At 60.5% G+C, this 26518-nt stretch carries 23 protein-coding genes; 20 read left to right on the top strand and 3 right to left on the bottom strand.

Annotated elements, in window-relative coordinates:
• The first annotated feature begins 82 nt into the window (after positions 1-82).
• Entirely contained in the window at positions 83-2482 is a 2400-nt protein-coding gene (locus LU688_RS19145) for a sensor domain-containing diguanylate cyclase (RefSeq protein WP_160291327.1), read from the top strand.
• Between the two features lie 647 nt (positions 2483-3129).
• On the opposite strand, the gene LU688_RS19140 is transcribed toward LU688_RS19145, so the two are convergent.
• Positions 3130-4493, bottom strand: a protein-coding gene (locus LU688_RS19140; protein ID WP_123902472.1) for an IS3 family transposase whose coding sequence is annotated in 2 segments (ribosomal slippage) — positions 3130-4028 and positions 4028-4493 — 1365 coding nt in all. Because the reading frame shifts where the segments join, the coding sequence is not laid out codon by codon here.
• A 193-nt stretch (positions 4494-4686) separates the two neighbouring features.
• Between LU688_RS19140 and LU688_RS19135 the strand changes: the two genes are divergently transcribed.
• The 6 genes from LU688_RS19135 to LU688_RS19110 all read left to right on the top strand — a co-directional run bounded on the left by LU688_RS19135 (position 4687) and on the right by LU688_RS19110 (position 9382).
• Positions 4687-5865 carry an integrase core domain-containing protein gene (locus tag LU688_RS19135; protein WP_104443889.1) on the top strand — a complete coding sequence of 393 codons (1179 nt, stop codon included), beginning with the start codon at positions 4687-4689 and terminating at the stop codon, positions 5863-5865.
• 152 nt (positions 5866-6017) lie between these two features.
• Positions 6018-6308 carry a hypothetical protein gene (locus tag LU688_RS19130; RefSeq protein ID WP_289678218.1) on the top strand — a complete coding sequence of 97 codons (291 nt, stop codon included), beginning with the start codon at positions 6018-6020 and terminating at the stop codon, positions 6306-6308.
• A 115-nt stretch (positions 6309-6423) separates the two neighbouring features.
• Positions 6424-7866: an aminotransferase-like domain-containing protein gene (locus LU688_RS19125; RefSeq protein ID WP_038706507.1), complete on the top strand. Its 1443-nt coding sequence runs from the start codon at positions 6424-6426 to the stop codon at positions 7864-7866.
• 62 nt (positions 7867-7928) lie between these two features.
• Positions 7929-8381: a hypothetical protein gene (locus tag LU688_RS19120; RefSeq protein ID WP_094012047.1), complete on the top strand. Its 453-nt coding sequence runs from the start codon at positions 7929-7931 to the stop codon at positions 8379-8381.
• Between the two features lie 107 nt (positions 8382-8488).
• Positions 8489-8743 (top strand): YkgJ family cysteine cluster protein, encoded by a 255-nt coding sequence (locus LU688_RS19115; protein ID WP_023628900.1) that lies wholly within the window; start codon positions 8489-8491, stop codon positions 8741-8743.
• Between the two features lie 33 nt (positions 8744-8776).
• The gene (locus tag LU688_RS19110; RefSeq protein WP_023628899.1) at positions 8777-9382 is read left to right on the top strand and encodes an START domain-containing protein; all 606 of its coding nucleotides are present in this window, start codon (positions 8777-8779) and stop codon (positions 9380-9382) included.
• 69 nt (positions 9383-9451) lie between these two features.
• Here LU688_RS19110 and gltA read toward each other — a convergent pair whose 3' ends face one another.
• Positions 9452-10741, bottom strand: a complete 1290-nt coding sequence (gltA, locus tag LU688_RS19105) for a citrate synthase (protein WP_023628898.1) — start codon at positions 10739-10741, stop codon at positions 9452-9454.
• Between the two features lie 352 nt (positions 10742-11093).
• Here gltA and sdhC point away from each other — a divergent pair, with 352 nt between their 5' ends.
• The 11 genes from sdhC to LU688_RS19050 all read left to right on the top strand — a co-directional run bounded on the left by sdhC (position 11094) and on the right by LU688_RS19050 (position 25067).
• Positions 11094-11480, top strand: coding sequence for a succinate dehydrogenase, cytochrome b556 subunit (sdhC, locus tag LU688_RS19100; protein WP_023628897.1), 387 nt, complete (start codon positions 11094-11096; stop codon positions 11478-11480).
• On the top strand, positions 11474-11842 hold the full coding sequence (gene sdhD, locus LU688_RS19095) for a succinate dehydrogenase, hydrophobic membrane anchor protein (RefSeq protein ID WP_023628896.1): 369 nt from the start codon (positions 11474-11476) through the stop codon (positions 11840-11842). Before sdhC ends, sdhD begins: the two co-directional genes overlap by 7 nt.
• A 3-nt stretch (positions 11843-11845) precedes the next feature.
• Complete coding sequence (gene sdhA / locus LU688_RS19090) at positions 11846-13618, top strand: succinate dehydrogenase flavoprotein subunit (protein WP_023628895.1); 1773 nt, start codon at positions 11846-11848, stop codon at positions 13616-13618.
• An 11-nt stretch (positions 13619-13629) separates the two neighbouring features.
• Positions 13630-14334 carry a succinate dehydrogenase iron-sulfur subunit gene (locus LU688_RS19085; RefSeq protein WP_012315348.1) on the top strand — a complete coding sequence of 235 codons (705 nt, stop codon included), beginning with the start codon at positions 13630-13632 and terminating at the stop codon, positions 14332-14334.
• 245 nt (positions 14335-14579) lie between these two features.
• Entirely contained in the window at positions 14580-17411 is a 2832-nt protein-coding gene (locus LU688_RS19080; RefSeq protein WP_023628894.1) for a 2-oxoglutarate dehydrogenase E1 component, read from the top strand.
• Between the two features lie 42 nt (positions 17412-17453).
• Complete coding sequence (gene odhB, locus LU688_RS19075) at positions 17454-18674, top strand: 2-oxoglutarate dehydrogenase complex dihydrolipoyllysine-residue succinyltransferase (protein ID WP_094012048.1); 1221 nt, start codon at positions 17454-17456, stop codon at positions 18672-18674.
• A 90-nt stretch (positions 18675-18764) separates the two neighbouring features.
• A complete protein-coding gene (lpdA, locus tag LU688_RS19070; protein ID WP_038706504.1) occupies positions 18765-20201 on the top strand; it encodes a dihydrolipoyl dehydrogenase in 1437 nt (478 codons plus the stop codon).
• A 172-nt stretch (positions 20202-20373) separates the two neighbouring features.
• Positions 20374-21540: an ADP-forming succinate--CoA ligase subunit beta gene (sucC, locus tag LU688_RS19065; protein ID WP_023629628.1), complete on the top strand. Its 1167-nt coding sequence runs from the start codon at positions 20374-20376 to the stop codon at positions 21538-21540.
• Positions 21540-22424, top strand: a complete 885-nt coding sequence (gene sucD / locus LU688_RS19060; protein WP_004376004.1) for a succinate--CoA ligase subunit alpha — start codon at positions 21540-21542, stop codon at positions 22422-22424. Before sucC ends, sucD begins: the two co-directional genes overlap by 1 nt.
• 389 nt (positions 22425-22813) lie before the next feature.
• Positions 22814-24127: a branched-chain amino acid transport system II carrier protein gene (brnQ, locus tag LU688_RS19055; protein WP_023629627.1), complete on the top strand. Its 1314-nt coding sequence runs from the start codon at positions 22814-22816 to the stop codon at positions 24125-24127.
• A gap of 190 nt (positions 24128-24317) precedes the next feature.
• Positions 24318-25067 carry a DUF599 domain-containing protein gene (locus LU688_RS19050; RefSeq protein ID WP_023629626.1) on the top strand — a complete coding sequence of 250 codons (750 nt, stop codon included), beginning with the start codon at positions 24318-24320 and terminating at the stop codon, positions 25065-25067.
• 67 nt (positions 25068-25134) lie between these two features.
• Here LU688_RS19050 and LU688_RS19045 read toward each other — a convergent pair whose 3' ends face one another.
• A complete protein-coding gene (locus LU688_RS19045) occupies positions 25135-25410 on the bottom strand; it encodes a hypothetical protein (RefSeq protein WP_023629625.1) in 276 nt (91 codons plus the stop codon).
• A 136-nt stretch (positions 25411-25546) separates the two neighbouring features.
• Here LU688_RS19045 and LU688_RS19040 point away from each other — a divergent pair, with 136 nt between their 5' ends.
• Together LU688_RS19040 and LU688_RS19035 are read left to right on the top strand one after the other, a co-directional pair.
• Complete coding sequence (locus LU688_RS19040; protein WP_023629624.1) at positions 25547-26023, top strand: PaaI family thioesterase; 477 nt, start codon at positions 25547-25549, stop codon at positions 26021-26023.
• A complete protein-coding gene (locus LU688_RS19035) occupies positions 26020-26478 on the top strand; it encodes a PaaI family thioesterase (protein ID WP_023629623.1) in 459 nt (152 codons plus the stop codon). The genes LU688_RS19040 and LU688_RS19035 overlap by 4 nt, the downstream gene beginning before the upstream one ends.
• The last annotated feature ends 40 nt before the right edge of the window (positions 26479-26518 follow it).

Raw genomic sequence — 26518 nt, 5'->3', positions numbered from 1 at the left:
ATGGCGTGGCCACTGGCCAGCGGCTATAAAGCAGGACAGGGCGGGACAATACGCAGGACGCTGACGTTGCTGAGAGTCCTCTATGTCGAACCCAGGCGTACCTGCGAAGCCGCTTGGCCTGTTCGGTGACGAGCTGTCGGCCTGGGGCGTGGCCCTGGCGGCGCTGGTCGCCGGGGCGCTGCTCACGGCCGCGCTGGCCATGGCCACGCAGACCTTCTTCAAGCAGCAACTGCGCCAGCGTTTCGAGCTGTTGGCCAGTGAGCGCTACAGCCGTATCGTTGAACGATTCGAGGAGCAGGAGCTGCGCCTGGATGGCCTGCGCCGCTTTATCACATACTCCAGTGAAGTCACGCCCTACGCGTTCGATGGTTACGCACGCCCATTGCTGCATCGCACCCAGGCCTACTCCTGGGCACCGCGGGTAGCGTCGGGGCAGCGTAGCGCGTTCGAGCAGCGCTCCAGCGCCTTGCTGGGTCAGCCATACCAGATCCGTGACCTGGACGCCCAGGGCCGATTACAGCCGGCTGCGATGCGCGACCACTATTACCCGATCCTGTATACCCAGGCGGCGAGCCATGAGGCCCAGCCCTATGGTTTCGACCTGGGCGGGCAGGCGCCGCGCGCCGCGCCACTTGCCCGGGCCCAGGCACGCGGCAGCATGGCGGTGTCCGCGCCGCTGGACATGATCAATGTCCAGCCGACCTACACCCGTGGCCTGCTGATGGTCGCTCCCGTCTTTGGCGATGAGGCGTCTGCGAATGGGTTGCCCCGAGGTTATGTGATGGCCTTGCTGAGCCTGCACCAGTTGATTGCCGAGAGCCTGCCCACCGTAGCCGACGACAACCTGGTGGTGCGCATTCTCGACCTGTCCAACGAGGGTGGTCACGAGGTGCTGTTCGATTCTGGCGGGCCGCCTGCGCGCATGGGCCTTGCCAGCAGTCACCTGCTGCACCTGGCTGACCATCACTACCAGCTCGACATTCGCCCAAGCCAGGACTTTCTATTGGCCAACCAGTCGTCGGCGGTACCGGTGGTGGCATTGCTCGGCGGCCTGTTGAGCGTATTGCTGGCGCTGTTGCTTTACAGCCTGTTCAGCCAGCGCCAACGTGCCCTGGGCCTGGTCGCACGGCGTACTGCCGAACTACGTGTCAGCGAGCAGTCGTTGCGCGAGACTCACAATCAGTTGCGCAGCGTGCTTGATGCTGCGACTCAGGTTGCGATTATCGCCACCAGCTTGCGCGGGGTGATCGGCACTTTCAATGCGGGTGCCGAACGCATGCTGGGCTATTCGGCCAGTGAAGCCCTGGGCCAGCTGCGTCTGGAGGACCTGGTACTGGCTGATGAGCTGCACCAGCGCGCCCATGCCCTGAGTCAGCGTTTTGGTCGCGAGGTCGGCGCCGGCCAGGCGATGTTTGCCGAGACTGCGCAGGAAGGTGGCGCACAGCCAGCGGACTGGACACTGGTGCGCAAGGACGGCAGCCATCTGCTGGCCAACATGCTGGTGACGGCGGTGCTGGATGAGCAGGGGTTGTGGGTGGGTTACCTGGCAATCTGCATCGATGTCACCGAGCGGCGTCGGGTACACGAGGCCCTGGCGGCCCGCGACCGCTTGCTGGAGAAACTCAGTGCCGAGGTACCTGGCGGAATCTACCAGTATCGCCTGGATGCTGATGGACATTCCTGTTTCCCCTACGCCAGCCAGGGGCTGCACGAGATCTATGAAGTGGACCTGGCGGTGTTGCGCGAGGATGCCACGGCGGTGTTCGAGCGAATTCACCCGGACGACCTGGAGCGGGTACGGCGTTCGGTGCGCTATTCCGCCGAGCACCTGACGCCATGGCGGGAGGAGTACCGGGTATGCCTGCCGCAAGCGGGGCTGCGCTGGGTGCGCGGGGAGGCGACGCCGGAGATCGGCGAGCACGGCAGCACGCTTTGGCATGGCTACCTGACGGATATCTCGGATCTCAAGCGGGTCGAGGAAGAGTTGCGCGCATTGTCGGTGACCGACGCCCTGACCGGCATTTACAACCGGCGCTATTTCCAGGAGCGGTTGCGCAACGAGCTGGATCGGGCGCAGCGCGAAGGTCTGGACCTGGCGGTGATCATGCTGGACATCGACCATTTCAAGCGTATCAACGATCAGTTCGGGCACGCGGTCGGGGATCATGTGCTGCGCAGCTTGTGCCAGCGGATCGCGCATCGGCTGCGGCGGACCGATGTGTTCTGCCGATTGGGTGGGGAGGAGTTCATGGTGTTGTGTCCCGGGAGCAATGCCGAGCAGGCGCGGGTGCTGGCACAGGAGTTATGGCGGGGGGTGCGCAGTGTGCCGGTGGAAGGCGTCGGGCGGGTCACGGCGAGTTTCGGGGTGGCGGGGTGGCGCGCTGGGGAGGGGGCGGATGCATTGTTGCTGCGGGCGGATGCTGGTGTATATGCGGCCAAGCAGGGGGGGAGGGATCGGGTTGAGGGGGAGTTGTTGTCTTGACTTAAGTTTGATGTTTTTGTTGATTGGCGAGTGGTAGTTAGTGTCGGTTTGAAGTTGCATGCGAATTCAGGTTGTATTTCGGTGCGTCGGTGTATTGTCTTATTTTCAATCGATAATTCTCCAAGTTTTGCTCTTGCTCTTGCTCTTGCTCTTGCTCTTGCTCTTGCTCTGCTTTTGCTTCTAAGTGCGCGATAGTTCAGGCGACACAAATTGCGACTTCAGGAGGCCGAACGCAGGTCTTGCGGAGGGAGGTGACGGGCATGGATGCCCGTCAAGCGCTGCGCCCCAGGATGGGGCGTTCAGCGCGGTCCTCCCGGGAGCAAGGCCGGAGTGAGGGGACCCCGGAGCGAAGCGTAGGGGCCGGATGAATGGAGCGAGCATTTTTTGGTTCCTTTTTGATGCTTCAAAAAGGGACCCGCCGTAAGGGCGGAAAGGTGATTATGCGTCACCATCGTAAATGAATGCGTATATAGCTTTTAAAACATACTCTGTGTAAGTCAAAGTCAAAGTCAAAGTCAAAGTCAAAGTCAAAGTCAAATGCGATTGGCGTGGGTTTTTACAGTTGTAAGCGCATTCATTTGCTATAATGACGCATATTCACCCTTTCGCCACCCGTGAACTGACCCCCGAAAGTTGGACAGGTAGCGCTATGCGGCCAGCGCTTGGGTTCGGAATTCTACCGGACTCAAGCCATTCAGTCTGAGACTGATGCGTTCTTGGTTGTAGTAGGCGATGTAATCCTCTAGTCCTGATGCCAGTTGCTCAACACTCTCAAACGACTCCAGGTAAAAAAACTCGCTCTTGAGCGTGCCGAAAAAGCTTTCCATGGCGGCGTTGTCCAGGCAATTGCCCTTACGCGACATGCTCTGCTCGATATTCTTCCCAGCCAGCATATGCCGGTAAGTTGGCTGTTGATACTGCCAGCCTTGATCGGAATGCAGTATCGGTGTGTCACCTGGATTCAGCCGCTCGAAGGCTTGCTCCAGCATTGTCGAAACCATCTTGAACTCAGGACGCCGGTTGATCTGATAAGCAAGGATCTCGCCGTTGTACAGGTCCATCACAGGCGAGAGAAACAGCTTCTGCCCCTTTACCTTGAACTCTGTCACGTCGGTTGCCCATTTCTGATTGGGGGCTTCTGCCTTGAATTTGCGTTTGAGTAGATCAGATGCAACAACCCCCTCGGAGCCTCGGTACGAGCGATATTTCTTAACTTTTACCAGAGATTTGAGGTCCATCAACTGCATCAGTCGCTGCACCTTCTTGTGGTTGACCACCTCGCCATTGTGCCCGAGGGCCGCAGTGATGCGACGATAGCCATACCGCCCCTTATTTCCGTGATAGAGGCTGTTGATGCGCTCTTTGAGAGCAGCATGCTTGTCAGCCACCAGCACTTTGCTTTGGTAATAAAAGGTACTGCGTGCCAGCCCTGCAGCACGTAGCAGCAGAGCAAGTCGATGCCCGCGCCTCAATCCTTGGATAGCCTGCGTTTTCTTGCCTGCGCAGTTCGAGGGTCCGCTTGGATCAAGGCATCGAGCTTTTTTAGATAAGCATTCTCCGCGCGCAGGTATTCCAGCTCTTCGAGCATTTGCTTTGGTGTCAGCTCGCTGTCCGTTGGAGTGGGCGGGCTTGTGCTGGACTGTTTTGATGGCTTGCGGGGCATGCTGAACTCTCGGGTACGGCGCGGGTGAAGGGCTTCTACTCCGCCTTTATCGTACAACCTTTTCCATTGCCTGATGCTACTCGGGCCGCGGATATCAAACTGCACGCAAGCTTGCTGAGCGGACAGTCCGTCTTGCTCAATGCACTGCAAAACCTTCAATTTGAACTGCGCGTCGTAGTGGCTGTACTTGGCAATCAAACCGGCTGCACCGTGTTGCTCGTAGCCCTTTACCCAGCGGCGTAACAGCGATGGACTCAGGTCATGCTTGAGCGCCACCTCATGAACACTGCGGGCAGAAAGGCACTCTTCGATGAGTATCTGCTTGAGTGCCAGGTTGTATTTCGTCATGGAACACCCTCCGGTTGGGGATCAGGTGTCCAACTTTCGGGGGTCAGTTCACCGGCGAGTCACTTTTTGTCAAACGCGACAAAAAGTAACCAAAAAACGCTGCGGGTATGACTCACCCACATGGGTTACAAATCAGTTCACGCACATAGGTAACAGTCTTTAACTGGCAGGGTCGGTTTTCGAGGATCTGACCATGCCTTGGCGAGAGCTGAAACCTATGGACCTTAAAATGCTTTTCATTGCGGATTACCTGCAGGGGCCGCCCAGCTTCAGCGCCCTGTGCCAGGCCTACGAGATCAGCCGAAAGACCGGCTACAAATGGGTCGAGCGATATGAGAAAGAGGGGCCTTCGGGGCTGGAAGAACGCAGCCGCCGCCGGTTGAACCAGGATTGGGTCGTACCCGCCGCAGTTCGCGAAGCCATCATCGAATTGCGCAGTCGAGGCGAAACGGAACCGGGGCCGAAAAAGATCCAGGCTGCGCTGCAGGAGCGTTTCCCTGATCAGGCGCCGCCCTCGAAGACAGCGATCTACAACATCCTCAAGAAAGCCCAATTGGTCAAACCACGCCGCTTACGTCAGCGTGTAGCGGTCTATCCCAAGCCCCTGGAGAAGGCCGAGTCGCCTAACCAGCTGTTCAGTGCGGACTACAAAGGTCAATTTCTGACAGGTGCAGGCGTCTGGTGCTATCCGCTGACGATCATGGATCACGCCAGTCGTTTCCTGCTCGCCTGCCACAGCATGCCCAATACCAACCTGCTGGAAACCCAGGCCGTTTTCACCCAAGTGTTCCGAGAGAATGGTTTGCCTGAGCGGATTCGTACCGATAACGGTGTGCCGTTTGCCAGTAAGGGGCGTGCGGGACTTTCTCAGCTGTCGATCTGGTGGCTGCGTCTAGGCATCATTCCCGAGCGCATTGCGCCTGGTCGGCCTGAACAAAATGGCCGCCACGAGCGCATGCATCGAACGCTCAAAAGCACGCTCCCATCGCCGCCGGCAGTGGCCTGGGAGGCTCAACAACGGCACTTTGATCGCTTTCGGCAGCACTACAATCACGAGCGCTTGCATGAAGCGCTGAAGCAGAAAACACCGGCGTCTTGCTACCAGCCATCTCCACGCCCATTCCCTGAAAAGCTCCCCGAAATGACCTATCCCAGTCATATCGAGAGCTTGCCGGCTGATAGCTCCGGCATCATCAATCGCCGGGGCTTGAGGATCTACGTAGGTTATGTGCTCAAGCACCAGACCATTGGACTGGAGCAGGTTGGGGATGGCGTCTGGGATGTTATTTTCGGTCCCATCATCCTTGGCAGAGTCGATGTGCGGGATGCCACTGATGGTTATGTAACACTCAAGGTGTCGTCACCTATGTGAGTGAACTTTTGTGTAACCCATGTGGGTGATCCGTACACTGCGCTCCATTCATCCGGCCCTCCGCTTCGCTCCGGGTCCCCTCACTCCGGCCTTGCTCCCGGGAGGACCGCGCTGAACGCCTCATCCTGGGGCGCAGCGCTTGACGGGCATCCATGCCCGTCACCTCCCTCCGCAAGACCTGCGTTCGGCCTCCTGAAGTCGCGAAGTTACGGGCGGCGCCTGGGCTGACGCAGCTGTCGCTAGCTGGGTATGGCGCTAGACTCCTGATCGGCAACGGCAACGGCAACGGCAACGGCAACGGCAACGGCAACGGCAACGGCAACGGCAACGGCAACGGCAACGGCAACGGCAACGGCAACGGCAACGGCAACGGCAGTATCAAAGGTAATTTGAGCGTTCGTCGGCGCGCCGACGTGGTCGGCTATCACTTCTCTGTCACGTAACTGTATTGTTGGCTATTCTCCAATCTGTCCCAGTACACTTCGGAACTGTTACGGTATTCTGGCCCGCAGTGAGCCACACAAGAACAATGACCCGTCAGCGCTTCGAGAACACGCCATGACCAACCTGCTGCTGTACCAGCGCATTGCCCAGCAACTGGCCGATGACATCCGTCGGGGTGTCTACCAGCCGGGTGAGCGGGTGCCGTCGGTGCGCAAGATGAGCGCGCAGCTCAATGTCAGCCATGCCACCGTACTGCAGGCTTACGCCAATCTCGAGGATCAGGGTCTGATACGTGCCCGGCCGCAGTCCGGCTACTACGTCCACCAGACCCCGGCGTTGACGGCGCAGACCCCGGATATCGCGCGGGTCGAGCGCCCGGGCCTGGTCACCCGGGCAAGCATCATCCAGCAAGTGCTAGTCGAGGCGCGGCGCGATGGGGTTTTCCCGTTCGGCGCCGCGGTGCCGCATGTGGACTACCTGCCCGTGCGTGCCCTGCACCAGCAGTTGGCCAAGGTAACGCGCTTCCATAGCCCGCGTGCCTTCAGCTACATGTTCAGCCCGGGGTTCGAACCCCTGCGCCGACAGATCGCCATACGCATGCGTGATGCCGGCGTACTGGTCGATCCACGTGAGGTGGTGGTCACCCATGGCTGTGTCGATGCGCTGCAGATGGCGCTGCGGGTCCTTACCCGGCCGGGCGACCTGATCGCGGCCGAGTCGCCCACTTACTACGGCCTGCTGCAATTGGCCGACCTGCTGGGGCTCAAGGTCATCGAAATCCCCAGCGATCCCTCTACCGGTATCAGCCTGGAGGCCCTGCAACTGGCCGCCAACCAGTGGTCAATCAAGGCGCTGGTGTTGACGGCGCGTTTGAGCAACCCGCTGGGCGGCACCATTCCTGAGGAGCGGCAGAAGCAACTGCTGCGTTTGGCATCGGATTTCGACATACAGATCGTCGAGGACGATATCTACGGCGAACTGATGTTTGAGCAGGGGCGCACCAAGGCGCTTAAGGCGTTTGATCGTCTTGACCGGGTGATCTACTGCTCGAGCTTCTCCAAGACCTTGTCACCAGGGGTGCGGGTCGGCTGGATGATCGCCGGGCGCTACCAGGACGAGATCCAGCGCCTGCAGACCTTCACCACGCACTCGGCCTGTAGTGTCACGCAGATGGCGGTGGCCGCCTACCTGGAGAACGGGGGCTACGATCGCCACCTGCGCTACATTCGCCAGGAATATCGCAAGAACCTCAGTGCCTACCAGCTGGCGGTGCAGCAGCATTTCCCTGAGGGCACGCAGATGACCCGGCCCACAGGTGGCTTCATCCTCTGGGTGAGCCTGCCAGGGCGAGTCAATACTCAGGAGCTGCATGTGCGGGCGTTGGAGCAGGGGATCAGCATTGCGCCGGGCCTGATCTTCAGTAACACCGAGCAGTTCAATCACTGTATCCGGCTTAATTGCGGCATTCCCTGGAACCGCGAGGCGGAGCGCGCGGTGATGACCCTGGGGCTGCTGGCCCAACAATTGTGCCGTGAGCCTACAGGTTCACTTTTGTAGGCTTGTCAGATGAGTGGGGAACAGGGAGCATACGCGTTTTGCAGCTTACGTTCCCGGTACCCATGAACCTGTTTCGTCCTCTTGTCATTGCCCTGTGTTGCGCGTTGCCCTGGCTGCCGGCCGGAGCGGTGCAGGCTGCCGAGCCTGCTGCCAAGGCGCAGGGGGTGCACAAGTCGGCGGCCAAGACTGCAGCCAAGTCCAAGGCTAAACCAAAGGCCAAGCCCAAGGTGAAGGCCAAGCCTGTCAGCAAGGCTGTCGCCAAACCGCTGCACAAGCCGAAGATCGACCTGAGCCTGCCGAGTGAGATGGTCAGGCATCTCGAGCCGGACCTGGGTGGCGGGCCGGTGGTGCGCAAGCCTCTGCTGCCGTCGATGTTCCCCACCAAGCCGGAATCCGAAAGCAGCCCGTTCCAGCTCAACGGCCGACTGATCAGCAACGAAATGCAGCTGCAGTTGCGCAACGACAGCCGGCGCGATGTCGAAGGTGCAGCGATCGATTTCGAGTTTCGTAACTGACTGCCGGGTCACGGTCTTTTTCATTCGCTCGGCAATTTCAAACATATGTTTGAGCGGTTAGTATCCAGGGACGTTCGTCCCGTTTTGCTCCTGGGAGTCCTGTTGTCATGAAATGCCGCGAGGGCTGCGGTGCCTGCTGCATCGCCCCGTCCATCAGTTCGCCTATCCCCGGCATGCCCCAGGGCAAGCCGGCCGGCGAACGCTGTCTGCACCTTAATGTCGAAAACCTCTGTGCGCTGTTCGGCAAGCCCGAGCGACCGCAGGTGTGTGGCGGCTTCAAGGCGGAAGCGGACATCTGTGGCAACGATCGTGACGAGGCCATCCGCATCATCGGGTGGTTGGAGCAAATGACGGCGGCATGACAGGTTGGATCCTCGACAACAAGGAACAAGATGATGAGATCGATCAAGCGTATTGCACTGCTGTGTGGCATGGGTGTCGTGCTGGCACCCACGGCCTGGGCCGAGAACTGGCAGGTGGCCAAGGACGAGGAGGGGATCAAGGTGTCCCTCAGCGAGGTGGCCGGTTCCAAGTACAAGGCCTACCGTGGCGTGACCGTGATCAAGGCACCACTGGCCAAGGTCAAGGCGTTGCAGGAGGACGTGGTCGGGGCCTGCGCCTGGATCCACGAGTGCAAGTCGCAGAAACTGCTCAAGAGCGAGGGCGACCAGAGCTGGACCTACACTCAGTTCAATACGCCATGGCCGGTGACGCCACGCGATTCCGTCCTGCATGTGACCACTGTCCAGGAGGCTGATGGTAGCCTGACCCGCAAGCTTGAGGAGCAGCCGAAGTATCTGCCGGAGGAAAAGGGCTTCGTGCGCGTCGCCCAGGTAGAGGGCTACTGGAAGCTGGTGCCCAAGGGTGACAGCACCGAGGTGACCTACCAGGTGCACACCGAACCAGGTGGCAGCGTGCCGTCCTGGCTGGCCAACAAGTTCGTGGTGGATGCACCGTTCAATACCCTGAAGGGGTTGAAGGAGCGTGCCGAGAAACAGTGATCGGCTTTGGTAATGCAGAAACAAGAAAGGCTGCCCGAGGGCAGCCTTTTTGCGTTCGGCCGAAAAGGCTTACTTGCGGTCTTTCAGCTCGACGATGTCACGCTGCTCGTAGCCGGTGTAAAGCTGGCGCGGGCGGCCGATCTTGTACGGGCTGGAGAGCATTTCCTTCCAGTGCGAGATCCAGCCGACGGTCCGCGCCAGGGCGAAGATCACAGTGAACATGCTGGTCGGAATGCCGATGGCCTTGAGAATGATGCCCGAGTAGAAGTCGACGTTCGGGTACAGCGAGCGCTCGACGAAGTACGGATCGGTCAGGGCGATCTCTTCCAGGCGCATGGCCAGTTCCAGCTGCGGGTCGTTCTTGATGCCCAGCTCGTTGAGCACTTCGTCGCAGGTCTGCTTCATCACGGTGGCGCGCGGGTCGCGGTTCTTGTACACGCGGTGACCGAAGCCCATGAGCTTGAACGGGTCGTTCTTGTCCTTGGCCTTGGCGATGAACTTGTCGATGTTCGAGACATCGCCGATTTCATCGAGCATGGTCAGTACGGCTTCGTTCGCACCGCCGTGGGCAGGGCCCCACAGTGCGGCGATACCGGCGGCGATACAGGCGAACGGGTTTGCGCCCGAGGAGCCCGCCAGGCGCACGGTGGAGGTGGAGGCGTTCTGCTCGTGGTCGGCGTGGAGGATGAAGATCCGGTCCATCGCCTTGGCCAGCACCGGGCTGATCGGTTTGATCTCGCACGGGGTGTTGAACATCATGTGCAGGAAGTTTTCCGCGTACGACAGGTCGTTGCGCGGGTACATCATGGGCTGGCCCATGGAGTACTTGTAGACCATCGCGGCCAGGGTCGGCATTTTTGCGACCAGGCGTACCGCGGAGATTTCGCGGTGCTGCGGGTTATTGATGTCCAGCGAGTCGTGATAGAACGCCGACAGAGCGCCGACCACGCCGCACATCACCGCCATCGGGTGGGCGTCGCGGCGGAAGCCGTTGAAGAACGACTTCAGCTGCTCGTGAACCATGGTGTGGTTCTTCACGGTGCTGACGAACTGGGCCTTCTGCTCGGCATTCGGCAATTCACCGTTGAGCAGAAGGTAGCAGGTCTCGAGGTAGTCCGACTGTTCGGCGAGCTGTTCGATCGGGTAGCCGCGGTGCAGCAGCACGCCCTTGTCGCCATCAATGTAGGTGATCTTCGACTCGCACGATGCGGTCGCCATGAAACCTGGGTCGAAGGTGAAGTGGCCTGATGCCCCCAACCCGCGGACGTCGATAACATCGGGACCAACGGTGCCGGTTAAAATGGGCAGCTCGACGGGGGCAGCGCCCTCGATGATCAACTGCGCTTTTTTGTCAGCCATGTGGCCTCCTATTAATGCTTGAAATCATCAGACAGACCCCCCACGCAGGGCCCGCACCACTATAGAGGGATAAATTCGAATGTCAATTTGCCTAAAGGCTGGTTGAAACGCCCTCTGAGGCCTAATTTTTCACGAAATTCTCGCCCGTTTACGCCTTTTGTCCGTTAAAGGCAATGCGCTATTTGGGCTAGCCCCTCACGTTGTCATAAGCAGCCTAACTGTCTATACTCGGCAGCCGACTCCCAGGGGCTTTCAAGCCCGCCCTGCTGGGTGTCGTCGCTCTCCTGGGTGGTGGGTACCTGACCAGTACACTTACCAACAACTTTGCCCTGTTAGCTAGGGGCTCTTCAGTGTGAAAAAAGCCGTGAAAAGCCAACGACCTGTAAACCTAGACCTAAGGACCATCAAACTCCCGATCACCGCGTACACGTCCATTCTTCACCGTATTTCCGGCGTCATCCTCTTCCTCGGCCTTGCCATCATGCTGTACGCACTGGGCAAGTCGCTGGGTTCGGAGGAAGGCTTTGCCGAGGTGAAGGCGTGTCTGACCAGTCCGCTGGCCAAACTGGTGACCTGGGGCCTGCTGTCCGGCCTGCTGTACCACCTCGTGGCAGGTGTGCGCCACCTGATCATGGACATGGGGGTCGGTGAGACGCTGGAAGGCGGCAAGCTGGGCTCGAAAATCGTGATCGTCATCTCCGTGGTGCTGATCGTTCTGGCAGGAGTTTGGGTATGGTAACTAACGTCACGAACCTGTCGCGTTCGGGCCTCTACGACTGGATGGCGCAGCGCGTCTCGGCGGTCGTTCTCGCGGCTTACTTCATTTTCCTGATCGGCTACCTCGCCGCCCACCCGGGCATCGACTACGCCCAGTGGCATGCTCTGTTCACCAACAATGCGATGCGCATCTTCAGTCTGCTGGCCCTCGTTGCCCTGGGCGCACACGCCTGGGTCGGCATGTGGACCATTGCCACCGACTACCTGACGCCGATGGCGTTCGGCAAGTCGGCGACTGCGATTCGTTTCCTGTTCCAGGCGGTATGCGGCGTTGCGATGTTCGCTTACTTCGTCTGGGGTGTGCAGATTCTCTGGGGTATCTGATTCATGGCTAACATTCCAACCATTTCCTTCGACGCCATCATCATTGGTGGTGGCGGCGCGGGCATGCGCGCAGCACTGCAACTGGCTCAAGGCGGCCACAAGACCGCCGTAGTCACCAAGGTGTTCCCGACCCGTTCGCATACCGTTTCCGCCCAGGGCGGCATCACCTGCGCCATCGCTTCGGCCGACCCGAACGACGACTGGCGCTGGCACATGTACGATACCGTCAAGGGTTCCGACTACATCGGTGACCAGGACGCTATCGAGTACATGTGTCAGGAAGGCCCGGCCGCGGTCTTCGAGCTCGACCATATGGGCCTGCCGTTCTCGCGTACCGAAACCGGCCGTATCTACCAGCGTCCGTTCGGTGGCCAGTCCAAGGACTTCGGCAAGGGCGGCCAGGCTGCCCGTACCTGTGCAGCCTCCGACCGTACCGGTCACGCGCTGCTGCACACCCTGTACCAGGGCAACCTGAAGGCAGGCACCACCTTCCTCAACGAGTACTACGCCGTTGACCTGGTGAAAAACCAGGACGGCGCTTTCGTCGGTGTGATCGCGATCTGCATCGAAACCGGCGAAACCATGTACATCAAGTCCAAGGCCACCGTGCTGGCGACTGGCGGTGCTGGTCGTATCTACGCCTCCACCACCAACGCCCTGATCAATACCGGCGACGGTATCGGCATGGCCCTGCGTGCCGGCGTACCGGTGCAGGACATCGAGATGTGGCAGTTCCACCCGACCGGCATCGCCGGCGCCGGTGTATTGGTCACCGAAGGTTGCCGCGGTGAGGGTGGCTACCTGATCAACGCCCACGGCGAGCGCTTCATGGAGCGTTACGCGCCGAACGCGAAAGACCTGGCCGGCCGCGACGTGGTCGCTCGTTCCATGGTCAAGGAAATCATCGCCGGCAACGGCGTGGGCCCGAACAAGGACCACGTGCTGCTGAAGCTGGATCACCTGGGCGAGGAAGTGCTGCACAGCCGCTTGCCAGGTATCTGCGAGCTGTCCAAGACCTTCGCCCACGTCGATCCAGTAGTCGCCCCGGTACCGGTCGTGCCGACCTGCCACTACATGATGGGCGGCGTCGCCACCAACATTCATGGCCAGGCCATCACCATGGACGCCGAAGGCAAGGATCACATCATCCCGGGCTTGTTCGCCGTGGGTGAAGTGGCTTGCGTATCGGTCCACGGCGCCAACCGCCTGGGCGGCAACTCGCTGCTCGACCTGGTGGTGTTCGGCCGTGCCGCCGGCCTGCACCTGGAAAAGGCGCTGACCGAAGGCGTCGAGTACCGCGATGCCAGCGACACCGACGTCGATGTTGCCCTGAACCGCCTGAACAAGCTCAACGAGCGTACCAGCGGCGAAGACGTGGCAAGCCTGAAGCGCGAACTGCAGAGCTGCATGCAGAACTACTTCGGTGTATTCCGTACCGGTGAATACATGCAGAAGGGTATCGAGCAACTGGCTGGCCTGCGTGACCGCATCGCCAACGTCAAGATCAACGACAAGTCCCAGGCCTTCAACACTGCGCGTATCGAAGCGCTGGAGCTGCAGAACCTGCTGGAAGTCGCCGAAGCTACCGCCATCGCGGCCGAAGCCCGTAAAGAGTCCCGTGGCGCACACGCCCGTGAAGACTTCGAAGACCGTGACGACGAAAACTGGCTGTGCCACACCCTGTACTACCCGGGTGAGAAGCGCGTCGCCAAGCGTGGTGTCAACTTTGCGCCGAAGACAGTTCCTGCCTTCGAACCAAAAGTCCGGACTTACTAAGGGTGGCTGCTATGTTGAAAGTCGAAGTTTATCGCTACAACCCCGACACCGACTCGGCGCCCAAGATGGAGTCGTTCGACGTCGATACCGGCGGCAAGGACCTGATGGTTCTGGACGTGCTGGCACTGATCAAGGAAAAGGACGAGGGCTTCTCGTATCGTCGCTCCTGCCGTGAAGGCGTGTGCGGTTCCGATGGCATGAACATGAACGGCAAGAACGGCCTGGCCTGCATCACCCCGCTGTCGGGCGTGGTCAAGGGCAATAAGCTGGTACTGCGTCCGCTGCCTGGCCTGCCGGTCATTCGTGACCTGGTGGTCGATATGAGCATCTTCTACAAGCAGTACGAGAAGGTGAAGCCATTCCTGCAGAACGACACGCCGGCCCCGGCCATCGAGCGTCTGCAGTCGCCGGAAGACCGCGACAAGCTGGACGGTCTGTACGAGTGCATCCTGTGTGCTTGCTGCTCGACCTCCTGCCCATCGTTCTGGTGGAACCCGGACAAGTTCCTGGGCCCCGCCGCCCTGCTGCAGGCCTACCGCTTCCTGGCCGATAGCCGTGACACCAAGACTCAGGAGCGCCTGGCGTCCCTGGATGACCCGTTCAGCGTGTTCCGCTGCCGCGGGATCATGAACTGCGTGAACGTTTGCCCGAAGGGTCTGAACCCGACCAAGGCAATCGGCCACGTACGTAACATGCTGCTGCAAAGCGGCACCTGATTCAAAGCGTTGTACCTGCAGTAAGCCGAGGTGCGGGTGGTGAGCCCGCACTGAGGTAAAACCCGAGCAAGGGCTCACAAAGCCCGCGCTCATTACCTATGAAGATATGAGACCAGCAGGGGCTTCCGGGCTGGTACCCGGAAAATCAGCAGGATCCAGGTGGCGTGGTTCAGTCGCTGTGTTCGGACTTTTCCAGGTTTGCTGTGGCTCTCGCCGATCAGTCCCCTAACCGAGGGTGACCAAGCATGCAAGAAAGCGTGATGCAGCGCATGTGGGAAAGCGCCCACCTTTCAGGTGGTAACGCTGCATATGTGGAAGAGCTTTATGAGCTCTACCTGCACGACCCTAACGCTGTGCCAGAAGAGTGGCGCACTTACTTCCAGAAGTTGCCCGCCGACGGCAGCACCGCTACCGATGTCTCGCACTCGACGATCCGCGACCATTTCGTACTGCTGGCAAAGAACCAGCGCCGCGCCCAACCGGTTTCCGCCGGGAGCGTGAGCACAGAACACGAGAAGAAGCAGGTTGAAGTGCTGCGACTGATCCAGGCCTATCGTATGCGCGGCCATCAGGCTGCCAAGCTCGACCCGTTGGGGTTGTGGCAGCGTCCTGCGCCCGTAGACCTGTCGATCAATCATTACGGCTTGACCAATGCCGATCTTGATACGACCTTCCGTGCCGGCGACCTGTTCATCGGCAAAGAGGAAGCGAGCCTACGCGAAATTTTCGAGGCGCTCGAGAAGACATATTGTCGCACCATTGGTGCCGAATTCACCCACATCGTCGATTCCGAGCAGCGCAGCTGGTTCCAGCAGCGCCTGGAAAGCGTGCGTGGCCGCCCCGAGTTCTCCGCCGACGTGCAGGCACATCTGCTCGAGCGCGTCACGGCCGGTGAGGGCCTTGAGAAGTATCTGGGCACCAAGTACCCGGGCACCAAGCGCTTTGGCCTGGAAGGCGGTGAGAGCCTGATCCCGATGCTGGACGAAATGATCCAGCGCTCCGGTTCCTACGGTACCAAGGAAGTCGTGATCGGCATGGCCCACCGTGGCCGTCTGAACGTGCTCGTCAATACCTTCGGCAAGAACCCGCGCGAGCTGTTCGACGAGTTCGAAGGCAAGAAGATGAACGAGCTGGGCTCCGGTGACGTGAAGTACCACCAGGGGTTCTCCTCCAACGTGATGACCCCCGGTGGCGAAGTCCACCTGGCCATGGCGTTCAACCCCTCCCACCTGGAAATCGTCTCGCCAGTGGTGGAAGGTTCGGTTCGCGCCCGCCAAGATCGCCGCAACGACAGCGTTGGCGACAAGGTTCTGCCGATTTCGATCCACGGCGACGCAGCGTTCGCCGGCCAGGGCGTGGTCATGGAAACCTTCCAGATGTCGCAGACCCGCGGTTTCAAGACCGGCGGCACCGTGCACATCGTGATCAACAACCAGGTCGGCTTCACCATCAGCAATCCGCTCGACGCGCGTTCAACCGAGTACGCCACCGACGTTGCCAAGATGATCCAGGCGCCGATCCTGCACGTGAACGGCGACGATCCTGAAGCGGTGATGTTCGTCACCCAGCTGGCCATCGATTACCGCATGCAGTTCAAGCGTGATGTGGTCATCGACTTGGTCTGCTACCGCCGCCGCGGCCACAACGAGGCCGACGAGCCGAACGGCACCCAGCCGCTCATGTACCAGCAGATCAGCAAGCAGCGCACCACCCGTGAGTTGTACGCCGAGCAACTGATCAGCGCCGGCCGCATCGATGCCGAACGCGCCCAGGCCAAGATCGACGAGTATCGCAACGCCCTGGACAACGGCCTGCATGTAGTCAAGAGCCTGGTCAAGGAGCCGAACCGCGAGCTGTTCGTCGACTGGCGTCCCTACCTGGGCCATGCCTGGACCGCGCGTCATGACACCCGCTTCGACCTCAAGACCCTGCAGGAACTGTCGGCCAAGCTGCTGGAGCTTCCAGAAGGCTTCGTCGTCCAGCGTCAGGTCGCCAAGATCTACGAAGATCGCCAGAAGATGCAGGCCGGTGGCTTGCCGATCAACTGGGGCTACGCCGAGACCATGGCCTACGCCACCCTGCAGTTCGAAGGGCACCCGATCCGCATGACCGGCCAGGACATCGGCCGTGGCACCTTCTCGCACCGTCACGCGGTGCTGCACAACCAGAAGGACGCCAGCACCTACGTACCGCTGAAGAACCTGTTCCCGGGCCAGCCGCGCTTCGAACTGTACGACTCCTTCCTTTCGGAAGAAGCCGTGCTGGCCTTCGAATACGGCTACTCGACCACCACGCCGAACGCGCTGGTGATCTGGGAAGCCCAGTTCGGCGACTTCGCCAACGGTGCGCAAGTGGTGATCGACCAGTTCATCACCAGCGGTGAGCACAAGTGGGGCCGCCTGTGCGGTCTGACCATGCTGCTGCCACACGGTTATGAAGGGCAAGGTCCGGAGCACTCCTCCGCGCGTCTGGAGCGTTACCTGCAGCTGTGCGCCGAGCACAACATCCAGGTTTGCGTGCCGACCACCCCGGCCCAGATCTACCACCTGCTGCGTCGCCAGGTCATCCGTCCGCTGCGCAAACCGCTGATCGTGCTGACGCCGAAGTCGCTGCTGCGCCACAAGCTGGCCATCTCGACGCTGGAAGATCTGGCCGAAGGTTCGTTCCAGACCGTGATCCCGGAAATCGACAACCTCGATCCGGCCAAGGTCGAGCGTCTGGTCCTGTGCGGTGGCAAGGTCTACTACGACCTGCTGGAAAAACGCCGTGCCGAAGGCCGCGAAGACATCGCCATCGTGCGTATCGAGCAGCTGTATCCGTTCCCTGAGGACGACCTGGTCGAAATCCTGGCGCCTTACACCAACCTCAAGCATGCAGTGTGGTGTCAGGAAGAGCCGATGAACCAGGGCGCCTGGTACAGCAGCCAGCATCACATGCGCCGTATCCTGGGCCGCCACAACAAGGCACTGGTTCTGGAATACGCCGGCCGCGACGCTTCCGCCGCGCCAGCCTGTGGTTACGCATCGAAGCACGCCGAGCAGCAGGAAAAACTGCTGCAAGACGCGTTCACCGTCTAACGCCTTCGCGCACCTGAAACCGAATTTAAGGAAACACAGATAATGGCTATCGAGATCAAAGCCCCAACCTTCCCGGAATCGGTTGCCGATGGCACCGTTGCCACCTGGCACAAGCAGCCGGGCGACGCCGTCAAGCGTGACGAGCTGATCGTCGACATCGAAACCGACAAGGTCGTCCTTGAAGTCCTGGCCACTGCCGACGGCGTGCTGGGCGCCATCGTCAAGGGCGAGGGCGACACCGTCCTGTCCGACGAAGTGCTGGGTTCGATCGTGGAGGGCGGCGCTGCCGCCGCTGCTCCGGCTGCTGCCCCGGCCGCTGCCGCTCCAGCCGCCGCTGCCGCCGACGCTGGTGAAGACGACCCGGTTGCCGCCCCGGCTGCGCGCAAGCTGGCCGAAGAGAACGGCATCGACCTGGCTACCGTTGCCGGCACCGGCAAGGGCGGTCGCATCACCAAGGAAGACGTCGTTGCCGCCGTCGCCAACAAGAAGTCCGCCCCGGCTCCAGCGGCCAAGCCTGCCGCCGCAGCCGCCGCTGCCCCGGTTGTCGTTGCCGCCGGCGACCGTACCGAGAAGCGCGTGCCGATGACCCGTCTGCGCGCCAAGATTGCCGAGCGTCTGGTCGAAGCCCAGTCGAACATGGCGATGCTGACCACCTTCAACGAAGTCGACATGACCGAGGTCATGGCCCTGCGTTCGAAGTACAAGGACTTGTTCGAGAAGACCCACAACGGCGTGCGCCTGGGCTTCATGTCGTTCTTCGTCAAGGCCGCCACCGAGGCGCTCAAGCGCTTCCCGGCAGTCAACGCCTCGATCGACGGCAACGACATTGTCTACCACGGTTATGCCGACGTCGGCGTCGCCGTGTCCAGCGACCGTGGCCTGGTGGTGCCGGTACTGCGTAATGCCGAGTCGATGAGCCTGGCTGAGATCGAGAACGGCATCGCCACCTTCGGCAAGAAGGCCCGTGACGGCAAGCTGGCCATCGAAGAGATGACCGGCGGTACCTTCACCATCACCAACGGTGGTACCTTCGGCTCGATGATGTCGACCCCGATCGTCAACCCGCCGCAGGCCGCGATCCTGGGTATGCACAACATCATCCAGCGCCCGATGGCCATCAATGGCCAGGTCGTGATCCGTCCGATGATGTACCTGGCGCTGTCTTATGACCACCGCCTGATCGACGGCAAGGAAGCGGTAACCTTCCTGGTGACCATCAAGAACCTGCTGGAAGATCCGTCTCGCCTGCTGCTGGACATCTAATCAACTAGCTGCGCGCCGCCGGCCCCGTTCTTCAAGAGACGGGGCCGTGCGGTACGCGGCTTGTAGCTTGTAGCTGATAAGGAATCTTTTATGACCCAGAAATTCGACGTAGTGGTGATTGGTGCAGGTCCTGGCGGCTATGTTGCCGCCATCAAGGCTGCCCAACTCGGTCTGAAGACTGCCTGTATCGAGAAATACACCGACGCCGAGGGCAAGCTGGCCCTGGGCGGCACCTGCCTGAACGTAGGTTGCATTCCTTCCAAGGCACTGCTGGACAGCTCCTGGAAGTACAAGGAAGCCAAAGAGAGCTTCAACGTCCACGGTATCTCCACGGGTGAAGTGAAGATGGACGTCGCCGCGATGGTTGGCCGCAAGGCCGGCATCGTCAAGAACCTGACCGGCGGTGTTGCCACCCTGTTCAAGGCCAACGGCGTCACTTCGATCCAGGGCCACGGCAAGCTGCTGGCCGGCAAGAAAGTCGAAGTTACCAAGGCTGACGGCACTACCGAAGTCATCGAAGCCGAGAACGTGATCCTGGCTTCCGGCTCGCGCCCGATCGATATTCCTCCGGCTCCGGTCGACCAGAAAGTCATCGTCGACTCCACCGGCGCACTGGAATTCCAATCGGTTCCTAAGCGCCTGGGCGTCATCGGTGCCGGCGTTATCGGCTTGGAACTGGGTTCGGTCTGGGCGCGCCTGGGTGCCGAAGTCACCGTGCTCGAGGCCCTGGACACCTTCCTGATGGCTGCCGACACTGCCGTGTCGAAAGAGGCCCAGAAGACCCTGACCAAGCAAGGCCTGGACATCAAGCTGGGCGCTCGCGTCACCGGCTCGAAAGTCAACGGCGACGAAGTCGAAGTTACCTACACCAATGCCGAAGGCGAGCAGAAGATCACCTTCGACAAGCTGATCGTCGCGGTCGGCCGTCGCCCGGTGACCACCGACCTGCTGGCCGCCGACAGCGGTGTGACCATTGACGAGCGTGGCTACATCTTCGTTGACGATCACTGCGCCACCAGCGTTCCTGGCGTGTTCGCCATCGGCGACGTGGTGCGCGGCATGATGCTGGCGCACAAGGCCTCGGAAGAGGGCATCATGGTCGTCGAGCGCATCAAGGGCCACAAAGCCCAGATGAACTATGACCTGATTCCTTCCGTCATCTACACCCACCCGGAGATCGCGTGGGTCGGCAAGACCGAACAGGCGTTGAAAGCCGAAGGCGTTGAGGTTAACGTGGGCACCTTCCCGTTCGCGGCCAGCGGCCGTGCGATGGCAGCCAACGATACCGGTGGTTTCGTCAAGGTCATCGCCGATGCTAAAACCGATCGTGTGCTGGGTGTACATGTGATCGGCCCATCCGCTGCCGAGCTGGTCCAGCAAGGCGCGATCGCAATGGAATTCGGCACCAGTGCCGAGGATCTGGGCATGATGGTCTTCAGCCATCCGACCCTGTCCGAAGCGCTGCATGAAGCAGCGCTGGCGGTGAATGGCGGTGCCATTCACGTCGCCAACCGTAAGAAGCGTTAATTATAAGAAACCACGGCGGGCTGCCCGTCGTGGGTCTTGCGTGCAAGACTCACCGCGGAACGTCCGCCGGACCGGATCACATGGGAAAACCCAGGGTCAACGGTCACAGGTGGTGCGGCGCCAGTAATGGCGCAGCGCCGAAGCGCAGTACCTAACGAAGACGGTAAAAAGCATGAATCTTCACGAGTATCAGGGTAAGCAGCTGTTCGCTGAGTACGGCCTGCCAGTTTCCAAGGGTTTCGCAGTCGACACCCCTGAAGCTGCAGCAGAAGCCTGCGACAAGATCGGCGGTTCCGAGTGGGTTGTAAAAGCCCAGGTCCACGCCGGTGGTCGCGGTAAAGCGGGCGGCGTCAAGCTGGTTCGCAGCAAGGAAGACGCCAAGGCGTTCGCTGCACAGTGGCTTGGCAAGAACCTGGTTACCTACCAGACCGACGCCAATGGTCAGCCAGTTTCCAAGATCCTGGTCGAGTCCTGCACTGACATCGCCAAAGAGCTCTACCTGGGCGCTGTAGTCGACCGTTCGAGCCGCCGCATCGTGTTCATGGCCTCCACCGAAGGTGGCGTGGACATCGAGAAAGTCGCTCACGACACTCCTGAGAAGATCCTCAAGGCCACCATCGATCCACTGGTCGGTGCCCAGCCGTTCCAGGGTCGCGAGCTGGCGTTCCAGCTGGGCCTGGAAGGCAAGCAAGTTCAGCAGTTCGCCAAGATCTTCGTAGGCCTGGCCAAGCTGTTCAAGGATCACGATCTGGCCCTGCTGGAAGTGAACCCGCTGGTGATCAAGGCCGATGGCGATCTGCACTGCCTCGATGCCAAGATCAACATCGACGCCAACGCCATGTACCGTCAGCCGAAGCTGAAGACCTTCCACGATCCGTCGCAGGATGACGCCCGTGAAGCCCACGCCGCCAAGTTCGAACTGAACTACGTTGCCCTCGAAGGCAACATCGGCTGCATGGTCAACGGTGCCGGCCTGGCCATGGGTACCATGGACATCGTCAACCTGCACGGCGGCAAGCCTGCCAACTTCCTCGACGTTGGCGGCGGCGCTACCAAAGAGCGCGTTACCGAAGCGTTCAAGATCATCCTGTCCGACAGCAATGTCGCGGCCGTACTGGTCAACATCTTCGGCGGCATCGTTCGCTGCGACATGATTGCCGAAGGCATCATTGGCGCGGTGAAAGAGGTCGGCGTCAAGGTTCCGGTCGTCGTTCGCCTTGAAGGCAACAACGCCGAACTGGGCGCTAAAGTACTGGCAGAAAGCGGTTTGAACATCATTGCGGCAACCAGCCTGACCGACGCTGCTCAACAAGTTGTCAAAGCTGCGGAGGGCAAGTAATGAGCGTCCTGATCAATAAAGACACCAAAGTCATCTGCCAGGGCTTCACCGGCTCGCAGGGTACCTTCCACTCCGAACAAGCCATCGCCTACGGCACCAAGATGGTCGGCGGCGTCACCCCGGGCAAGGGTGGCACCACCCACCTGGGCCTGCCGGTGTTCAACACCGTGAAAGAAGCTGTGGAAGCTACCGGCGCTGACGCGTCGGTCATCTACGTACCGGCTCCTTTCTGCAAGGACTCGATCCTGGAAGCCGCCTTCGGTGGCATCAAGCTGATCGTCTGCATCACCGAGGGTATCCCTACCCTCGACATGCTGGACGCCAAGGTCAAGTGCGACGAGCTGGGCGTGACCCTGATCGGCCCGAACTGCCCAGGCGTGATCACTCCGGGCGAGTGCAAGATCGGCATCATGCCAGGTCACATCCACCTGCCAGGCAAGGTCGGTATCGTTTCGCGTTCCGGCACCCTGACCTATGAAGCTGTCAAGCAGACCACCGACGCCGGCTTCGGCCAGTCGACCTGCGTCGGCATCGGCGGTGACCCGATCCCGGGCTCCAACTTCATCGACATCCTGAAGCTGTTCCAGGAAGACCCGAAGACCGAAGCGATCGTCATGATCGGTGAAATCGGCGGTTCCGCTGAAGAAGAAGCCGCGGCCTACATCAAGGCCAACGTGACCAAGCCTGTCGTTTCCTACATCGCCGGTGTTACCGCACCTGCTGGCAAGCGCATGGGCCACGCTGGCGCCATCATCTCCGGTGGCAAGGGTACTGCGGACGAGAAGTTCGCCGCCCTGCAGGACGCTGGTGTGAAAACCGTGCGTTCCCTGGCTGACATCGGCAAGGCTCTGGCCGAGCTGACTGGCTGGGAAGTCAAGAAGTAAGTAACACGCAATACCCCCCACGCGCACAAAGGCCACCTTCGGGTGGCCTTTGTCGTTAACGGGGATCGCTTGGAAGATGGGGCTGCACACCTTCGGAAATTCCGATGGTCGCTATCAGGATTTTCAACCAGACATTCGTTTGAATACGCAATAAATTGTCGCTGAACACGTTCAACAAGACGACAAACACATACGCACATCGGACAAGCAGCACTGTGCCAGTGCGTTTGTCAGGCAAAACAGGTAGGCTACGCGTTCACTCTGTGCCCGTACCCCAAAAGGGAACGACACGCTAAACGGGTCTGGCTCACCAAGCCGGGCAGCATTTCCCTTCATCCTATGGGAAATCCCCTCCGACTCCCGATTTCAGCAGTGTGGTATTTCCTTAAATGAAAGTGTTAAAAGGCCAGGATATCCTGGCGCTTGGCTTTATGACGTTTGCGCTTTTCGTAGGCGCCGGCAACATCATCTTCCCACCTATCGTCGGCCTGCAGTCTGGCCCGAACGTATGGATGGCCGCACTCGGCTTCCTGGTCACCGCCGTGGGCCTGCCGGTCATCACCGTGATCGCCCTGGCCAAGGTCGGTGGCGGCATGGATGCCCTGAGCAGCCCGATCGGCAAGTTCTTCGGCGGCCTGCTGGCGGCGGTGTGCTACCTCTCGGTCGGCCCGCTGTTCGCCACCCCGCGCACTGCGACCGTGTCGTTCGAAGTGGGCGTGGCACCGCTGACCGGTGAAAGCCCGCTCGCTCTGCTCATTTACAGCGTGGTGTACTTCGCGGTGGTCCTGGCCGTGTCCATGTACCCGGGCAAGCTGCTCGACACCGTAGGGCGTTTCCTCGCGCCGTTGAAGATCATCGCCCTGGCTGTGCTGGGCATCGCGGCGTTCGCATTGCCGGCCGGCACCATCGGTGAGGCCCAGCCTGCCTACGCCGCCGCTGCGTTCTCCAAAGGTTTCTCCGATGGTTACCTGACCATGGACACGCTGGGGGCACTGGTCTTCGGTATCGTCATCGTCAATGCCATCCGTTCGCGTGGTGTCGAGTCGCCGAAGCTGATCACCCGCTATGCCATCATTGCGGGCCTGATTGCCGGCCTGGGTCTGGTCCTGGTGTATGTCAGCCTGTTCCGCCTCGGCGCGGGCAGTCATGACATCGCAGCCGATGCCACCAACGGTGCGATGGTATTGCATGCCTATGTGCAGCACACCTTCGGTTCGCTGGGCAGTGGTTTCCTGGCGGTACTGATCGCGCTGGCCTGCCTGGTCACCGCCGTGGGTCTGACCTGCGCCTGTGCCGAATACTTCAGCCAGATCCTGCCGCTGTCGTACCGTGCGCTGGTGGTGATCCTGGCTGGTTTCTCGCTGGTGATCTCCAACCTGGGCCTGACCAAGCTGATCATGTTCTCGATTCCCGTGCTGACGGCGATCTATCCGCCGTGCATCGTGGTCGTGGGCCTGAGCTTCGTGAAGGACCTGTGGAACTCGCCAACCCGCATCCTGGCGCCGGTCATGCTGGTGTCGCTGGTGTTCGGCGTTGTCGACGCCATCAAGGGCAGCAGCTTCGCCCACGCACTGCCTGACGCCCTGGCTCACCTGCCGTTCAGCAACGAAGGCATGGCCTGGCTGGTGCCTTCGGTGGTGACCCTGGCTGTCGCCGTGGTCTGCGACCGCATGCTGGGCAAGCCGCGCGAGGCGCTGGCCTGATGGATTGAAACCTGATGGACGGGGCGCTGGCCAAAAGCCAAAGGGCCCCCGTCAAAGGTGGTTATCGAGACCCCGCTGCCGAAAGGCGCGGGGTTTTTTGTGGCCTGGACCGACGCTAGCGCGCGATGGCGTATCTTTTAACGAATCCGGGCGTCGAACACCGGTCTGTTTCTCTTTAAGGGATTCCTGCATGACCTTCATCCAAAACAACCTTGGCAACCTCCTGGCCGTCTGCTGGTTCGCCATCTGCTGGGGCGGCTACACCCGCTATGCCACCTGGAAGGGGCGCGACACCGCGTGCCTGGCCAGCGTGTTGCACCTTTACCGCGAGGATTGGATGCGCCGCATGCTGCTGCGCGACAACCGCATCGCCGATGCCAGCGTGATAGGCAACCTGGAGCGCAATGCATCGTTCTTCGCCTCCAGCACCCTGATCATTCTTGCCGGCATCCTCACCGTGCTCGGTGCGTCCGACCGCGCGTTGTCGCTGCTGGCCGACCTGCCGCTGGTACAGCAGGCGTCCCAAGGCATGTCAGAAATCAAGCTGCTGTGCCTGGCGACGGTGTTCGTCTATGCGTTCTTCACGTTCAGCTGGTGTATGCGTCAATACAACTTCGCCGCAGTATTGGTGGGCTCGGCGCCGATGATAGGCGAACGTCAGGTCAACGAACTGGAACGCAAGGCTTTCGCCTCCCGGGCGGCGCGGGTGCTGTCGCTGGCCGCCAACCAGTTCAACCTGGGGTTGCGCTCGTATTACTTCGGCATGGCCATGTTGAGCTGGTTCATCAGCCCCTGGCTGTTCATGGCCATGAGCGTGGGCGTGGTGTTCATTCTGTATCGCCGTGAGTTTCATTCCCATGTACTGGAAGTGATGGTGTTCACGCCCACCGAAAGTGCACCGGTAGAGGCGAGCAGGGACACTTCCGACAGTGCAGGCTGAAGCCTTTCAGCGTTAAATGACAGATATAAAAAAACCCGACAGTGTCGGGTTTCTTTATGTCGCTCGATTACTGCTTGGCTGGCTCGGCAGGTGCAGTGGTCGGCGCTGGCGTGGAAGGCGCAGCTTCCTCGGCGGCCTTCTGCTGCGCTTCGGCCTGATCTTTGGCGGCTTCGGCGTTTTCCTTGGCGGCGTCGTTCATCTTATCCTGAGCTTCGCCCATCTTCTCTTGGGCTTGCTCGGCATGTTGCTGTGCGTCCTGGGCTTTGTCTTCGCTCGCTTTATCGCAAGCAGCCAGGCCCATGGCAGCGGCCAGCATCAGAGCAAAAGCAAAAGGTTTACGCATGGGGTGTTTCTCCTGGGTGGAATAACTTTGTATGTTCCTTCGAGTACCCTGCCGGCGAATAAGTTCAACGCAGGTTACAGATATATAACTGCCTGGCCTATATAGACTTTTTACCCATTTTATGCGGCGGCGGACAATGAACGAGACTCCATTGATGGCGATGGCCGAGCGCTTTCTGTCGGCATTGAAACATTGCCAGGTACTACAGATGCGGGTGCAGCATGCCGACGCCGATGGCATGACCCTGGTGCTGCCCTGGTCGCCGGCCATTGTCGGCAATCCGCAGAATGGCGCGGTGCATGGTGGTGTGCTGACCACGCTGATGGACACCACGTGCGGCATGGCTACGCTCTGCGCGCTGCCCAGCTTCGAGGTATGTCCGACCTTGGACCTACGCATCGACTACATGCACCCGGCCGAGGCGGGCAAGGACATCCATGGCCATGCCCAGTGCTACCGTGTGACCCGCGATGTCATCTTCACCCGGGGGACAGCCTACCAGGATGACCCTGCGCAACCGATCTGCCAGGTAGTCGGCACCTTCATGCGCCTGGGGCAGGACGTCAAAGGCGGCATCCGCTTCGGTAACAGCCTCAAGGAGCGCCGCACGTGATCCCCAGCGATATCCGCCAGCAACTGAACCAGGCCCACGCCCGGGGTGATTACCAGCCCTTGCTGGCGTTGATCCCCTATGCCGGATTGATCGGTATCGAATGCGAGCGCCAGGGCGAAGACCTGCTGTTCCGTCTGCCGGCCAATCCGGACAATATCGGCAACCCGTTGCTGCCGGCCATCCATGGCGGCGTGATCGCCGGGTTCATGGAGCTGTCCGCGGCGCTCTACCTGCTGATCTACAGCGAAAGCGCGAGCATTCCGAAGATCATCGATTTTTCCATCGACTACCTGCGTGCTGGCCTTTACCGCGATACCTACGCCCAGTGCCAGCTGTGGCGCCAGGGGCGACGGGTGACCAACGTCGCCATTACCGCCTGGCAGGGCGATCGCGACACCCCGATCGCCACGGCACGCGCGCATTTCAAGATTGAACCGGAAAAGCCCTTGAAATAGTCAGGGCTGCCCCCATCTGCTGGACATCCGCCATCAAAAC

This window comes from Pseudomonas soli, from assembly GCF_021283165.2.
Taxonomy (GTDB): Bacteria; Pseudomonadota; Gammaproteobacteria; order Pseudomonadales; family Pseudomonadaceae; genus Aquipseudomonas; species Aquipseudomonas soli.
The sequence above is the reverse complement of the archived record's forward strand: the minus strand, read 5'-3'. Positions and strand labels throughout refer to the sequence as shown.